The organism is Ruegeria sp. C9 (assembly GCF_056537585.1).
In genome coordinates this window covers 25,581-40,512 of sequence record NZ_JBQFRU010000010.1, presented here as the reverse complement: position 1 = coordinate 40,512, position 14,932 = coordinate 25,581, and the positions used below count along the sequence as shown (strand labels likewise).

Here is a 14,932-nt window from a genome sequence, read left to right as displayed (position 1 = left end):
TCCTACTCGGATTTCACATGAAAACAAGTCTCTGTCTCGACCTGCGTGGGAGGGGACGCGTTTTTCAGACCAGCGCGCCGAAGCATCCGTGTCATTGCACTCCTTCCTGGGTAAATCGGGCGAGAGGTGGAAAATCTGTTGCGCGCTGGCACAACCCGCTGCCCCAGCCAGGAATAGCTCAGCGTGTTAAGCGTCGTAATCGTCAGACCTTTCAGCTTTCTCGGATTGGAGGGAAGCTCTGCGACAGTTCCAAAGAAATAAGACCAAAGCGTGCCCCCAATGATGATGGCCTCTCCACTGGAAGCTAGCACACGGTTGATCTCGGCAAAAGCTGGCGCCAGATCGAAATATTGATGGGCCGACACGCACAGGACGAGGTCGAACTCACCATCATCAAATGGTAAAGCCTCGGCCGAACCCTGTTGCACTTCCGGCGGGTCCATACCTTCGCGTTCACAGAAGATGGCACCCATCTGAACATAAGCCTCGATAGGTTCGACGCCCATTACCTTGGCCCCCTGCAATGCAAAGGACATCAGGTTTGTCCCCATGCCGGACCCAATCTCGAGCACGCGGCGCCCGCGAAAGCGCTCAATGGCAAGCTGAGGAGCGACCCCTTCGAAAGGCAGTGCCCTTTGGCGTTCGGTCCAAAATTGGTATTCGCGACAAGAATCTTCAGCGCAAATGCCAAGCTCTGTCCTGTGCCCGTCCGATCCGACCCATTCTAACTCACGGGCCTTGGCCCGGGACTCTGCCCCGTGATCCTCTGAGGCCTTTCCGAGCGCGAGATCGTGCATAAAGCGGATCAGATCATCGCCCTCGTGACCCAAAAGTGCTTCGCGGATATTTTCAATCGCTTGCACGTCGAATTTCATTTGATACGCCCCAGAACACCCAAGTTTAGGGCTGTATCGTGCACGAGCACCTCAAAAGTATAGGAAAAGGTCGTGGCTCCCTGATTTTCGATTTCCAGCCAGGTCAATATTCCCTGCCAATCTGCCAATACTTCAATTGGGCTCTCAAGTACGTAGTTTAGCACATGGCCTTCTGTCAGGATCGCCTGAAGTGCCGCAGGATTGACCTTGCCATCCAGATTGATCGTTCGATCGTGCCAGTATCCCAGTGTCCCTGTTTGCACCGCGCCAACCCATGTTTCGGCATGCACGTTTGCAGTCACCCAGTCGACAACCTGAAAATGCCCCTGATCGCGCACTCCCGGTACAAGGGCACGGCCCAGAAGGCCTAAGCAAAGTGCCAAAGCTGCCAAGCAAAAAAAACTGAACATTGAAGCATGCCGCTCAGGAGTAATACGTCCCACCACTGTCAACAGAACTGATGCCGCAGCGATAATCGTGAAAGGCGCAAAAGGAGCCAGATAGCGACTTAAAAACCAGCCTGCACCGAAATATAGTCCGTAATAGATGCTGAGTACGGTGGCGAATATTAGGAATGCCACGGTCACATACCGCGCCGGACCTCCGCGTTTCCAGGTTTGGATCACAAACACTGCAACGATGAGCAACACCAACAGCAACGCAATGACTTGAAACGCCGGTATAGATTGCAATACCGCCGGGATTGGAAACATCGGAAAAGTATTTTCAAACAGGATAGCGGGCAACAAATCAACGTTCTTGGCAAAGCCGCCACTCAGAGCCTGCGCAGTGCCGCTGACAGGCACGATGGAACCGAAGTTGACATAGTTGTTGATCAGCCACGGTGCCGCAATGATCAGGCTCAGCACACCGGGTGGAAGCAGGTCGGCGACAACTTTAACGAACCTGTCTCGCTGCACGATCAGGTTATGCAGGCCCCAGACAAGGAAGATAGCAGTCACCAGGAAGGCACCGTCATTACGGGCCAGGAAAGTCACGCCGCAGGCCGCGCCCAAGATCATTCGGTCCGCAAAGGTTGCTCCCGGACCCTTTGCCAACACTTCGCCGAACAGAACGAGCGTCAGCGCAATCATAGCGGTGTAAAGTCCGGTCTCCAGCCCGTTCATCGTATGAAACAGCAACAATGGCCCGAGAAACCAAAGGGCCGCCACGAACCAGGGCCAAAGTGGATTGTCGTCTTGCCCCCGCAACAGATCTCGCGCCAATGCGCGAACTGCAAAAAGTCCACCTACCGATATGGCTGCCGCGATCAGGTGCACGCCAGTCAATCCCAAAACCTTGTCGCCGTTGGTCAGCAGATAAGGAACCGAAAACAGGAACGTGGCCAAAGGCTGCACACCATTGCTCGCGGTTGTGCCGTCTGAGACCGACATCCCCAGGCCGATCGCCATATTGCGGGCGATGGTCAGCATCAGATAGCCGTCTTCAGTCATGAAGAATTGGGCCAGCGCTGGGGTGCCCGCCACAACCGGCCACAATCTATAGGCCGTGCCCAGGATCAGAGACGCCACAATAAGGCGAAATGTGGTTTTTTCGGTTAGAATAGTCATGGCCTAGCGCTATTGCCTGAAAAATGTGTCATCAATATTGCTATTGCTTATAACAAACCCAATTTGCGCGAAACCTCACATCCCCACCATCCGCAATCGAAATCTAGCTGTCCCATCATACCGGCCTATACCGATCCGGGGCAGAGCCTGCTGCGGATCGTCAGGCGCCATATGCCTATCCTCCAGGATCGTGGCGCTGACAAAACCCAGATCATAAAGCATTTTCATTAAGTCGGGCGTGTAATTGCCATTGGGGTAGGCGAAATGACGGATCTCTTGCCCGGTCCAGCCCTGCAGCAGATCGCGCGATCGCGCGACGCTGGCGCCTGCGTCATCAAGTGATATCTGGTCCAGCAATTCATGGCTGTGGGTGTGTGATCCGATGGTTACGAGAGGTTCCGCCGAAAGTTCCTGCAACTGTGGGAGGCTCATGGGTTGAAGCGGAGTGAAGCCTTTGGTCTCCTGACCTGTCTGCGCGATAATTTTGTCGGCTAACGCGTCTCTGTCTCTGGTATTTACCGCCTTCAAAGCTTCTAATACCGGGCCGATCTGAGCCCAACGCAGCTTACTGCGGTCAGGTCCGATCTGCCAGGATCCAATGCCATCCAGTTTGATCTTTGTGGTGCCCGCACTCTGCAATGCATTCATCACACGATCGAACCAGAAGGCCCGGCCGGTTTCGATCTGTTTGGTGGCAACATAGACAGTCACCGGCAGGGCTTCAGCTCGGACAATCGGCAACAGGTGCTCGTAGAGCCCCAATTCCCCGTCATCGAAAGTCAGCACCACACGGCGGCGGTCGCTAGTGGTAGGAGCCAATGCATCGTCCAGAGATACGATATCATAGTCCTGCCGCAGCAGATCGATTTGCGCACGAAACGCATCAACCGACAGCGCAGTCCATGCATCCAACTGCTCGCTGGCCGGCCGGAGTGTGTGATAGCACAGGATTGTCACGGGATTTCCGTGAAACGCCCGACGACGTAGCAACCCATAGACTGGTGGCGTGGTCAGCGCCCAAAGCGCTCCCCGTTTCAAAACCGCCTTCATGACCCGAGGGCCTTGAACAAGGCTTTCAACTTGGCAGCTTCGACAGACGCATCGTGGCGCGCACGCACCCGGTCGAATCCGGCTTGACCCATTGCCTCAAGCTTTTCAGCGGGCATGTCTGCGCAGGCCAGCATCGTCATGGTTAGATCCTTCACTTGCCCGGCCGGTACCAACCAACCTGTTTGCCCATCCTGAACCAGTTCCGGAATGCCCGCTATATAAGTCGAAATGACTGGTCGGTACTCGGCCATGGCTTCCATGATCACAACGGGCAAGCCCTCGGTAAAGCTTGGATGCACCAACGCACGGGCACCGCGCAATTCCGCACGCACCTGATCTGATGTCACCCAGCCGGTGATCCTCACCGCTTGCTCAAGGTTCAGCTGTGCAATGTGATCTTCCAGCATCGCGCGCATCGGCCCGTCGCCTGCCAACACCAGCCGCGCCCCGGGGTGAGCGGCATGTACAGCGGCAAAGGCTTCAATCAGCAGTAAATGTCCCTTTTCAGGGCTGAAACGTCCGACGCTCAGGAAAATCGGCGCATCCGGCAAAGGTGTTGCATCGTTGGCAAAGGCCGTGGCCGCCAACCCGCAATGCACAACATTAACTTTTGACCAGAGCGCGGGTGGCACATTGTACATCATCTGGCTGCCAATGTATGCGCAAGAAGTCACCGCAAACCGCGCCCGGTCTACTTTCAGCGGTAGGGCATGGCGTTTGGGATCATCAAAAACTTCTGACCCGTGCGTTGTGAAGCTGAAGCCCGGGCCGCTCAAAGCCTCTACTAAGGCGGCGATTTCCGCTGAATTAGAGCCGAAATGCGCATGCAAATGGCTCACTTCCTTCCCCTCGAGCCAGGTCATGATCCGGCAAGCATGGGCGAGGTAGATCAGGTGATAGGGCCAGGGGCGAATGGCCCCCTTCGACATCAAAAACGCCAACTTCAGGCCGCGCAAGAATGCCTGCGGATGACGCAGGCCCCAGACAAGCGCCCCCAGTATCAGCCGGGCGGTTCCATCTTTCAGTGTGTGACGGGTCCGGGCCATCTCTTCGCGGTCCAGCGTATCAACAACATCGCTGTCCCAGCCCCTGAGCGCAAAACGTTCGACCTCGACTCCCATGTCCTCCAGGGCCCGGATCTCGCGACGGATGAAGGTATGGCTGATCGCAGGGTATTGGTTAATCAGGTAGGCTACGCGCATCTGGGACTACACCTTGCCGTGGCCGGAAAGGCCCCGAATGCTTTTGCTTATGGACCGAAACCCATGCTTCATTGCGAATTCCAGGAGCCCCCAGGTTGGGGAGAAGTCAGCAAAGGATACCGTAGCTCTACCTGACCGACTGTAGATACGCTTTGCCAAAGGTCTTCGTACGGGCATTGGTGTGCAAGTCCAAAACCTGTTCCCCTAATTAAAAGAATGTGTCTGTTCATGATCTATTGTCTTCAAAAATTGCCGGCAAAGCCTGGCGTTGGACCATGCATAGAATGAAGCCTCTGAATCCAGAACCCTTTCAAGACAGAAATTTTGCAACTGATGTTACCTTGCTTTGCAAAGCCTCTGCCATTGCGTCAAAATTGGTCACGACACCGGCCCGAATTCGATCCTCGCACAAAGGTCCTCGCTTGATCCGCTCCAGTCAATTTGATTTCTGTCTATGTGGATGTGAAAATGACCGCTATTTGATGTTTAGGTTAGGTCATGAAACCACCAGCTGATTCCCCTTATGTCGATATCACTATTGTTAGTATCGCCGTGCGCATCCCGGGAGTGATCTCGATTGACACCTATTGACAAACCCGCAAGGCGGGATCGAGCCGAGCACGTGTTAGATGAAAAGGTTAGCGGCACTACATGACTGATTTGACTGAATTTAAGCCGCTGAGCTGGGGCCTGTTGATTGCAACTAACAAACGCCCTGATATTCTCCGGACATGTATAGAGTTGGCGCTGGCGCAAACACGGGCGCCATGTGAAATCATTGTCATTGACACCAGCCCTGACTGGGAAACCCACGCAAGTGCAATCAAAGCATTGATCGAACCAGATTCAGGCATCCGGATGGTTTATAGGACATGTGACATTGGCTCGACAGCGGTGCAACGTAACACAGCAGTATCAGAGGCGCGGGCCGACATTGTGTTTCTTATTGACGACGACTCCCTGATGTATCCGACTTGTGCTTCAGAAATCATGAAGATCTATGAGGCGGATACAAAGGAGCAGATAGGCGGCGTGCAGGCCGCGCTGTCAGACGCGCCTCCTCATCTAATGGAGAGTAGGGGTCCGCAAAAGCAAGACAATCGACAGGAAGCAATAAAAAGCCGCTGGTTCTGGGTGGGGCGGATAAAGTACTTCATCTGGCGTAAGGTCTTCCTGATGCATCAGGAAGAAGTATTCATTCCATATGAAGGAAAATTTCCTGACCTACCGATACCTGTTGAGGTTCAGGGAATGTCGGTTTGGCCCGAGCGGCTCTTTCACGGCTGTCGCATGACCTTCCGTCGTGAAAGCATTCTTCGTGAACCTTTTGAGAACCTGTTGCGTTCTTATAGCCCCGGCGAGGATCTTGATGCGAGCTACCGGATTTCCCGAACGCAAAGTCTGGTCACGGCAGAAAAGGCGCTTCTTAATCATTATAATATCGCGACGGGGCGAATTGACCGCTACAAGACAACTGTTCTGAGCAATATGAACCAGGCATTGCTGGTCACAAAACACGGAAACGCATTGGCAAAACGGCGCTTCCGCCCACTTCTCCGACGAAAACTGCTGGCCGAGTTCTTGAAAGATATTCTTCAAAAGCGGCTGACCCTCCCGCAGGCCAGAGGTATCCTGAGCGCAATACGCCAGTCCCGCCAAATTCCGAATATGCCCCCTGGTGAACTGGAAGCATGGTATCCGGTGTGTCAACAGCGCATACTCGAGACTTAAATTTGCTGTGGCCTCTTGCTAGAAATTTGGAACGCAACCTAGATTGCTCTCTGTTCTGAAGTTCATAACTCGGATTTTCTGCCCGAGTTTTCCGCCGTCAGTTTTTCGGAAAGCTGAGGCTGTTTCCTGACGGACACCTCGGCTTGAATCCGGGAATGTCTGCCACCAGCTTTCGAACTGATATATTAGGCAACTTAAATTAGAAGAGCATTAAAGGTCGTAAGCCATCGCCTCCAAATTCCCGGTCAAAATGTACGAGTCATCGGGACCATTGAGAAAGCCATTCTATAAACTGGAAAACGACAGCGTCTATAGCACTGAAAGCAAACGTCTGATATATGTAACATCCTGAAAACAAATAAATCATAGCGCCCAATGACAGAAAAAGTGGTTAGCCTCCAATGGCTTCGAGCTCTAGCAGCCTGGATGGTCGTTTTTCATCATTACATTCAGGTATATCGAGACTTTGAGCCTGAAAACAAAATAGAGGCGTTCTTTACTTATCACGGAAGCCTCGGCGTCGACATTTTTTTTGTTCTCAGCGGTTTAGTTATGGCCATGTCCATTTCTCGCGGCCATGTCTCAGCGGCACGGTTTTGTCGGGATAGAGCGACCCGCATCATACCGGCCTATTGGCTGGCGACAGTGGTCTTTTTGGCGGTTCTCCCGTTCGCGAATTGGGACGCCGTAAGTTTCCTGCATGGGTCAACCTTGAGGGACGTTTTGTTTTCAATGCTCTTTATCCCTCATGAACACGCATCTGGGATAGGTTACATCCCAGTTCTTACAGTGGGCTGGACACTTAATTTCGAGATGTTTTTTTACGCAATCCTGGCCGTTGCCTTATTGATTAACAAAAAATGGTCTTTGGTGATCGCCGTAGCTGTAGTTTTAGCGTTGCCAATTGGTGGCCGTTTCGGACTTCCAGTCGGACCAATTGCATCTAACATCGTACTCTTTAATTTTGCTTTTGGTGTTTTGATATATTTGGTTGGAATTAAACTCTTCCGTATGCAGGAATGGCCAAGAAGGCGTCGCTATACCATCGCTGCTATATGCGCCAGCGTCGCTTTAGCGTCGTTAGAGTTAAGGTTCCCTTGGTACAAAGAGGCTTTTTCAGTCGCGATGGTTGTTGGCTTTTTTCTCACTGAGGATGTGTTTCTTAAACTGTCGTCAGGTGTAGGCAAAATTGGGCCTCACTTGGGTGATCTATCGTATAGCACCTACCTGTTTCACGTGCCCGTTTTGCTGTTGGTTGGAGCCCTAATGGATTTTTCACGTGGTAACGATTTTTGGCTGGTCATCGCTGTTTGTACTATAACGTACATTACATCTTTGCTGAGTTATTACATTGTCGAAATGCGTTTCAGAAGGTGGCTAACGACAACCATCGGAAACGTGCACTTTAAAAGTGGTTTTCGTTCTCTAAAATAGCCCGAACCGTCGTCGCGCACATTTTGTTACCCCCCTGCGGTCTTGATCCCGCGCGTATTCACTTTTGCTAAATCTAGAGAAGCGGAGCGGACCCACCAAGGGCTTTTGCTGGCGCGAACTGCACGTGCACAGCGCGTCAAATATCCATCTTCTTAAATACGCCTTCCGGGATCGCACCAATAATCGCCATGATCACAAACCAGATGCGGCGCACGTAGATGATGTTCCGGCCTTTGCGTAAGCCCTTGAAGATCGCATCAGCCACCTCTTCGGGTTCTGCCGTCAGTTTTTCGGGCAGGTCCATACCTGCGGTCATCTGCGTATTCACGAACCCTGGCAGCACCGTCATTACGTGGATCCCGCGTTTGGCCATCCGGTTGCGCAGGCCGGAGAGATAGGAGGTAAAGCCTGCCTTGGCGGAGCCATAGACATAATTCTTGGCCCGTCCGCGATTGCCCGCCACGGAACTGATGCCCACGATCTGCCCGGAACCCCGCGCATCGAACCGCTCCGCCAGAAGACCCAGAATGTGCGCCGGGCCCTCATAGGTGCTCCGCATCACGCGGGTAGCAGCCTCGATGTCACGTTCATTCTCGATCTGATCCCCCATCAGTCCGATGGCGCAGATCACCACGTCCGGCAAGACAGGCAGAGCGTCGACGAACCCGGTATGCGCGGCACTGTCCAGCACGTCAAAGTCGTGTAGGCTTACCTCCACGTTGTGACGCAAAGCCATATCCGTCCGGGTCTTTTCCAGCGCGGTACTATCGCGTGCAGCAAGTTGGATGTCATAGCCTTCTTTGGCAAAGCGATGCGCTGTTGCACGACCGATATCGGAGCGCGCGCCGAGAATCAGGACTGTTCCTTTGCTCATAGATCCAGCCTTTGTGATTGATGTGACTGAAATGCCTCCGCTGCACCAAGTTGCGTTCGCATCTGCCGGAATTGCTCAGTACGGGGATCGGAGGCATGCAATGTCTGTGCGCTCATGCGGCTGTCCTTGGCGAGATAAAAACGCCCGCCATGTTCCAACGTGATCTCGTCCAGCTTGCACATCAACGCGATCATCTTAGGCGTGGCGGGGAAGTCGAGGGCCAGTGTATAACCCAGCATGGGAAAGGAGAAGGCGCTATCCTGCGGCCCAAACCGTTTGAGTACGGCAAGAAAGGAACCGGCTTTTTCCTGCGAGGTAGTCTTGAGCAGCGCGTGAAGTCCCTTGCGCGATGTCTCCAGCGGCAGAACGCACTGGAACTGCATGAAGCCGCGTCTCCCATAGATCCTGTTCCAGCCGTGGATGGCATCGAGCGGGTAGAAATAGCTGTCATAATCGAGAAAGCTGGTCCCGGATTTGCGGCATCCATTCCAGTAATAAAGCGCGTTAAAAGCCCGAACCGTGAGGCTGTTTAACGGGCTGAAGGGCGGCGCGAAGGGGACGCTGCGCCGCATCTTTTTCGGGATTTCGAACGGGTAGCGTGCCGCGTCATCGGACAACTCTTCCGGTATGGCATGCTCCCCCAGCATCAGAATGGCTCGCCCAAGGGCATCACCAGATTGCAGGCAATCGATCCAGGCAACCGAATAGGTGGCCTCATGTGCCGCTTCAAAAGCAGTGATGACGGCGTCGAGATTGGGAAGGGCCTGCGCGGTCTGCCGGATCCATGCAGAGGGCACCGCTCTCAACCGGATTCCGGCGCGCAAGATAATACCCGTGAGCCCCATGCCACCTATTGTCCACTCGAACAGCTCGGGTTTCTCATTGCGGCTGCAGCGATGCACGACGCCTTCGGTATCCATCACGTCCAGCCAGTCCACGAAGTTGCGGAAACTGCCATCTTTGTGATGGTTTTTGCCATGAACATCCGCTGCGATCATGCCTCCGAGGGTGACAAATTTCGTCCCCGGCGTGACCGGGGGGAACCATCCATGAGGCAAAAACGCCGGGATGATATCACTGAGCAGAACGCCCGCCTCAGCCACCAGAATTCCGCTTTGCCGGTCAAAGCTGAGCATGTGGTTGAACCTGTGCATATTGACCGTGCTGCGCAAGCCAATCGCGCTGTCACCATAGGCTCGCCCATTGCCGCGCGCGATCACCGCTCCAGCCGTGACAGCTTCGACCAATGCAGTCTCGTTCACAGGCTCTGTTGCCACCCCATAATGTTTGGGAAAACCGCCCCAGCCCGAAAGCTCTGTCATACCGCCGCCGCCTTTTGGGTATTCTGAAAGACAAAGCGTCGATCGAGGAAATATTTGACGACATAACCCACCGAGAGCCCCAACACAGCGCCAAGTTCACGCATCATATCCGTGTCCCAGATCAGCCAAAACGCTGTTTCCGTACCCCAAAAGATCGCTGTCGTGACAATTCCCATGATCGTGTAGAGCGTAAATTTCTGGCCGTGCGCTTTGAGACCTGTACTGAAATCGGCAAAAATCCAGCGTTTGTCGAGGGTATATTTGACGACGAGGCCCGCGAGCGTGCCGCAAAAGACCGCCAGCGCAAAGCCAGTTGCGTCACTGTTCCACGACAGAACCAGCCTCTGGACGCCGAGGTTGATCACTGTCGCGATCACGGCAAACAAGGCATAGAGAACCGCTATACGTATGATGCTCACAACAGCGTCCCACCAGCGGCGACGAGGATGATCAATATAGCACAGATCCGACTTTGCCGATCTCGTGCAGCAAAGACGACCGGGTCCTCGTGCATTTGGCCACGATGCGCCAACAGGATGACCCGGGAGATCCAGTAGAGCAGGATGCCGCAGATGGCGCCCAAAAATTTGGGGTTTGTGTAAAGCTCCGAAACCGAAGGCGACTGGATGTAGAGCGCCATAACCAGGACGGCCACATAGCCGGACGCTACAGCCATCATGACCAGAACAGGTAGGTCATCGACAACATAGCCTCTCCCGGCAGCTTTGAGCTTGCCGCGCGCAGCACTGTCCATCAATTCCGCCTGCCGTTTCACGATGGCCAGCGACAGGAAGAAGAAAATCGAGAAGGCCAGAAGCCACATCGACAGCGTAATACCCGTTGCCACGGCGCCTGCGATGATCCGCGTGGTATAGAGCGCAGCCAATGTGCCGATATCCATGATCGCTTTGCGTTTCAGCCAGAGCGAATAGAGCGTAGTGACAACGACATAGAGCAGCATAATCCCAATGAAGGCTCCACCGAGAAACAGGGACAGGATCAGGCCCAGCCCCATCAACGCGGCGATCAGGTAGGTGGCATGAGCGATCGGGATTGTGCCCGCCGCGAAGGGGCGCTTGCATTTCGTGGGATGCGCCCGGTCGGAGCGCAAGTCGAGCAAGTCATTGAGAACATAGATGCTGGAGGCCACGATAGAGAAGACCACGAAGGCCAGAAGGCTTTGCAGAAAGGTCTCGGCGTCGAGCTGGTGGGCCGCCAACATCGGCAGAAAGACCAAAAGGTTCTTCAGCCATTGATGCACCCGGATCGCCTTGAGATAATCCCGCAGGCCGGGTTGGGCGGTGGACAAATGTTCAACTTCCAACCCCAAACCGTCAACACGTTGGCGCAGGGGCGCAGGTAGGTTGACCGTGACCGCCCTATTTGCGCTCTCCCAGACCGGCAGATCCGCCTCCGCATCCCCCATATAGGCATAGCCACCGCGCCCGAATTGGTCGGTCAAAAAGGCGGCTTTTTCACTGGATTTGAGATTGCGGACCCCGTTCGAGCCGTAGACGCCATCAAAAATATCAAGATGCTGGGCAATCTCTTGGGCAATCGTCTCGTCGGACGCCGTGACCAGAAAAACTGTTCCCCCCTCCGACCGCCATGCATTGATATAATCGATGACCTGCGGGTCATAAGGCAGCGTCGTGACATCTATATCCATCCGCCCCGCGAGACTGCGTTTGAGCGCCGCCCGCCCTCCAGCCAGCGCAAATGCAGCACCCAGAGGCGCGTGCCAGTCCCGGCTGGTCGCTGACCAGAAACTTTCAAACAACATGTCAGACCGCAGAAGCGTGCCGTCGAGATCGACAGCAAGTATGCGCTGGTCTTTCAACTGGTCCAGTTCCATACTGTTAATCTCCTGAATACGCCACGAGAACAAGCCTCCATATTAAAGTGACACGAGGTGGTATCTCAGACAAACGGAGCATTCTTGGTATCCGGTACAGAATGAGGCAAAAGAACCTATACTAAGAGAAATGGGGGGCTGGACGCGATCGCGTAATTCCGCAAATGCCTGTAGTATCGCAATGTTTCCCGTAATTTAAACCCAATCATTGTATAGGCCATGCCTTGAAGTCCTGCAAGATTGCGTCCTTTATCATCGCCATACTTCATGACGCTCGCAAAAGACCTCCAGCGCCACGACTCGCGCTCCATTGTGGGCGAGAACATGGTCGATGGGTGCGCTCAAGCGCCCCAAGACGGCAAAGCCCCAAGCGGAAGACGGCCATTACAAGCAGAAGCGCTAACACAAACCACCCGCGGGTGAGATTGTCGAATAAACGTGCTCCAGCGCTCCATACACTATGTTGAGAGGCAAGTTTCAGAACTGTTCCGACGATCAGACCGAGTATCGATAAAGCCGCCATGGCACCAGTCCAGACCGTCAAATGAAATGTGGCTTTGGAAGTGGAACATACTTCTGAAGCGCCACAAAAGCCAGCTTGTGAAGTGCGCTGGCTTTCAATCAGAATATTGCGCTTTTGGTCAGGCGAATTGACGGCGACGATGCATAAACCCGAGCCCACATAACCCTGTCAAAAGCAGTGCGAGACCAGTAGGCAAGGGCACCGCAGACAACACATTGAACGTGATGCTTTGTAGTGCGAAGTTATCACGCCAGCTGTCAGCGCCGAACCCGATGAGCGAGCCTGTGACCTCTCCTGCGCCAAAGTAATGTGTGTAAGGATTAGAGTTTCCGTCACCTAAGTTTTCTTCGTAAATCACGGCTGTGGCCGGAAGCACAGAGCTGTCATAGGTGCCGAATGCGAACGTATCGCGGCGGTCCCAGTAAGAGAAGGTGACCGATGTCACTTCAACTGTCAGGTCGCCGAAATCAATCAGCGCGAATTCGTCCGGGCCCCGCCCGTCGATCAAATGATTGTCCAAGCACCGGTTTTGCCAGCGGCAGTCATAAACGCCCAATCCACTGCGATTGCTGGCCCCATCCCAGCTTGCAGTCCAGAAATTAGAAGTATTGATGATTGTGCCTGAGTTGTTGACCCGAACACCATCCACGCCGACGGTTACTGATCCATCCGTACTGGTATAATTATTAGAGCCATTGGTATAGCTGCGGTCAACGTTGAAATTTATCGTTGCTGCGCCCGCAGACGTTGCGCACAACAGAACGATAGCGGCGGCGAATCCCGCCCCGATCTGTTTTGTAAACATTTCAATCATTACCCCCTAAAAAACTAGGTACCAGTCGTGAGTTATGTCATTTCGACATTATTATCCTACTATACTGAATGAAATTAGCTTTTTTACGATCATTTTACAAGCCAGTAGGCTTTGTCGGGTTTTATTGCACAAATGGCCTGAGGTGACACATCTTGCGAAACCTGCGTGATGGCTGGAGCGCATGAGCAGCTGGGGGGCCACAAAGTACAAGACTACGAATTGGTCGTCTTACAATGACGCGTCGAAGCACCGAGGATCGCTGTCGATCTTTAATCATTTCGCTCTGCTTCGGAACTATCGGAAAACATCATCCAATTAACCAAAAACTTGTTTGCGTGCGGCTTGGGAACAATTGAGAATCGTAGCCGATATTCTCAACTCTCCTTTTGTCTCCGCTCGAGCATCAAAAATCGCCAGACGGCCATAAGAGTAGCGAAACCAGAAACATTCATCGCGCCTGGAACTTAGGATTGTTGGAGCGCCGTAAGATTTTTTGATTTGTGGACAATGACTATTTGTGGACCCGAGTTAAAATGTGTTAACGTTGTGGCGTGGCAGAATTTTCGCCATAATTGGGGTCTTTATTGATTTTTTGCGGCCTCGGTTCGATGTGAGTGCTGGTAAGCGTGTTGTAACGAGTATGAATCCACCGTGATTCATGTGTTTGTGAGTTAAAAAGTGACAGTTCAATACACTGATATTCCGAGAGAACCACAACCTGTTATTATTCAGGTCGAACATGGAGTATATCGCTTTCCGCAGGTGGGCGTTTACTCAAACTTCTTTAAACGCATCCTTGATATTGCTCTGATTCTTCTGGCCTTGCCGATCGTCCTGCCGACTCTGTTGTTTTTGGCATTGCTTGTCGCGCGAGATGGAAGCAATCCATTCTACGGACAAACGCGTATTGGCCGTGATGGCAAAGAGTTCACCATGTGGAAACTACGCAGCATGGTTCCCAATGCGCATGTTTTGCTGGCAGATCACCTGACGCGAGACCCAACTGCCAAGCGTGAATGGGACGAAACCCAGAAGCTCAAAAACGATCCGCGCGTCACAAAAATCGGTCAATTGATGCGTAAGGCATCATTGGATGAGTTGCCGCAACTCTGGAATGTTCTGGCCGGTGAAATGAGCCTTGTTGGTCCACGCCCGATGATGCCGGAACAAAAAAATTTATATCCGGGTAAAGCTTACTATTCTATGCGCCCCGGGCTGACTGGCCTGTGGCAGGTATCTCAGCGTAATGCCAGCAGCTTTGCCAGCCGTGCCGATTTTGACACTTCGTATGCTGGACAACTGTCTTTACGCACTGATCTGGGCATTATATTCGCGACAGTCGGTGTTGTGTTGCGTGGTACCGGATATTGATCCGCACTATTTTTCGGACAAGTGAACCACATACAGGCTGACGTCGGCAGCATCGCGTTTGGACTGTAACTCCTGATGACGTATGATGAAGTCGTCGGTGATATTTTCCGAAGTTGTGGTGAAGTTCCAGCAAACCCAGAACCGCCTTCCCCACTAGCGCTTGAGCAAGTCCGGAAATGCCATCTGAACACGGCGGGATGAGCGCCCCTTGATCCGCTGCATGGCCTTCGACAACGCCAGATGTGGTGGTACCGTTATGAACATATAGGCATGGTCCCGTGCCAAAACGCATTCTACATTATCCACGCGG

General features: G+C 53.3%; 13 protein-coding genes. 3 read left to right on the top strand and 10 right to left on the bottom strand.

Translation table 11 applies throughout. From position 1 onward, the window contains the following. Positions 1-2 precede the first annotated feature (2 nt). The 4 genes from ACR0NE_RS20645 to ACR0NE_RS20630 all read right to left on the bottom strand — a co-directional run bounded on the left by ACR0NE_RS20645 (position 3) and on the right by ACR0NE_RS20630 (position 4,698). Positions 3-875 (bottom strand): class I SAM-dependent methyltransferase, encoded by an 873-nt coding sequence (locus tag ACR0NE_RS20645; protein WP_170399583.1) that lies wholly within the window; start codon positions 873-875, stop codon positions 3-5. Beyond that, entirely contained in the window at positions 872-2,446 is a 1,575-nt protein-coding gene (locus ACR0NE_RS20640; protein WP_170598694.1) for a hypothetical protein, read from the bottom strand. Before ACR0NE_RS20640 ends, ACR0NE_RS20645 begins: the two co-directional genes overlap by 4 nt. Before the next feature lie 75 nt (positions 2,447-2,521). Then, complete coding sequence (locus ACR0NE_RS20635; protein WP_170598697.1) at positions 2,522-3,496, bottom strand: polysaccharide deacetylase family protein; 975 nt, start codon at positions 3,494-3,496, stop codon at positions 2,522-2,524. Beyond that, entirely contained in the window at positions 3,493-4,698 is a 1,206-nt protein-coding gene (locus tag ACR0NE_RS20630; RefSeq protein ID WP_170598700.1) for a glycosyltransferase family 4 protein, read from the bottom strand. Before ACR0NE_RS20630 ends, ACR0NE_RS20635 begins: the two co-directional genes overlap by 4 nt. Before the next feature lie 651 nt (positions 4,699-5,349). Here ACR0NE_RS20630 and ACR0NE_RS20625 point away from each other — a divergent pair. Then, a complete protein-coding gene (locus tag ACR0NE_RS20625) occupies positions 5,350-6,429 on the top strand; it encodes a glycosyltransferase (RefSeq protein WP_170399597.1) in 1,080 nt (359 codons plus the stop codon). A 375-nt stretch (positions 6,430-6,804) separates the two neighbouring features. Then, entirely contained in the window at positions 6,805-7,863 is a 1,059-nt protein-coding gene (locus ACR0NE_RS20620; protein WP_170598703.1) for an acyltransferase family protein, read from the top strand. Between the two features lie 136 nt (positions 7,864-7,999). Here ACR0NE_RS20620 and ACR0NE_RS20615 read toward each other — a convergent pair whose 3' ends face one another. The 5 genes from ACR0NE_RS20615 to ACR0NE_RS20595 all read right to left on the bottom strand — a co-directional run bounded on the left by ACR0NE_RS20615 (position 8,000) and on the right by ACR0NE_RS20595 (position 13,242). After that, entirely contained in the window at positions 8,000-8,737 is a 738-nt protein-coding gene (locus ACR0NE_RS20615) for an SDR family oxidoreductase (RefSeq protein WP_170598706.1), read from the bottom strand. Then, complete coding sequence (locus ACR0NE_RS20610; protein ID WP_170598709.1) at positions 8,734-10,059, bottom strand: FAD-binding oxidoreductase; 1,326 nt, start codon at positions 10,057-10,059, stop codon at positions 8,734-8,736. The genes ACR0NE_RS20615 and ACR0NE_RS20610 overlap by 4 nt, the downstream gene beginning before the upstream one ends. Further along, a complete protein-coding gene (locus ACR0NE_RS20605; protein WP_170567805.1) occupies positions 10,056-10,478 on the bottom strand; it encodes a GtrA family protein in 423 nt (140 codons plus the stop codon). Before ACR0NE_RS20605 ends, ACR0NE_RS20610 begins: the two co-directional genes overlap by 4 nt. Then, on the bottom strand, positions 10,475-11,914 hold the full coding sequence (locus ACR0NE_RS20600; protein ID WP_170399612.1) for a UbiA family prenyltransferase: 1,440 nt from the start codon (positions 11,912-11,914) through the stop codon (positions 10,475-10,477). Before ACR0NE_RS20600 ends, ACR0NE_RS20605 begins: the two co-directional genes overlap by 4 nt. A 641-nt stretch (positions 11,915-12,555) precedes the next feature. Continuing rightward, positions 12,556-13,242, bottom strand: coding sequence for a VPLPA-CTERM sorting domain-containing protein (locus ACR0NE_RS20595; RefSeq protein ID WP_170399615.1), 687 nt, complete (start codon positions 13,240-13,242; stop codon positions 12,556-12,558). 687 nt (positions 13,243-13,929) lie between these two features. Between ACR0NE_RS20595 and ACR0NE_RS20590 the strand changes: the two genes are divergently transcribed. Further along, entirely contained in the window at positions 13,930-14,622 is a 693-nt protein-coding gene (locus ACR0NE_RS20590) for a sugar transferase (RefSeq protein ID WP_480459929.1), read from the top strand. A 153-nt stretch (positions 14,623-14,775) separates the two neighbouring features. Here the strand turns inward: ACR0NE_RS20590 and ACR0NE_RS20585 are convergent, their stop codons facing one another. Then, the gene (locus ACR0NE_RS20585) at positions 14,776-14,928 is read right to left on the bottom strand and encodes a transposase (RefSeq protein WP_255612279.1); all 153 of its coding nucleotides are present in this window, start codon (positions 14,926-14,928) and stop codon (positions 14,776-14,778) included. Between the last annotated feature and the right edge of the window lie 4 nt (positions 14,929-14,932).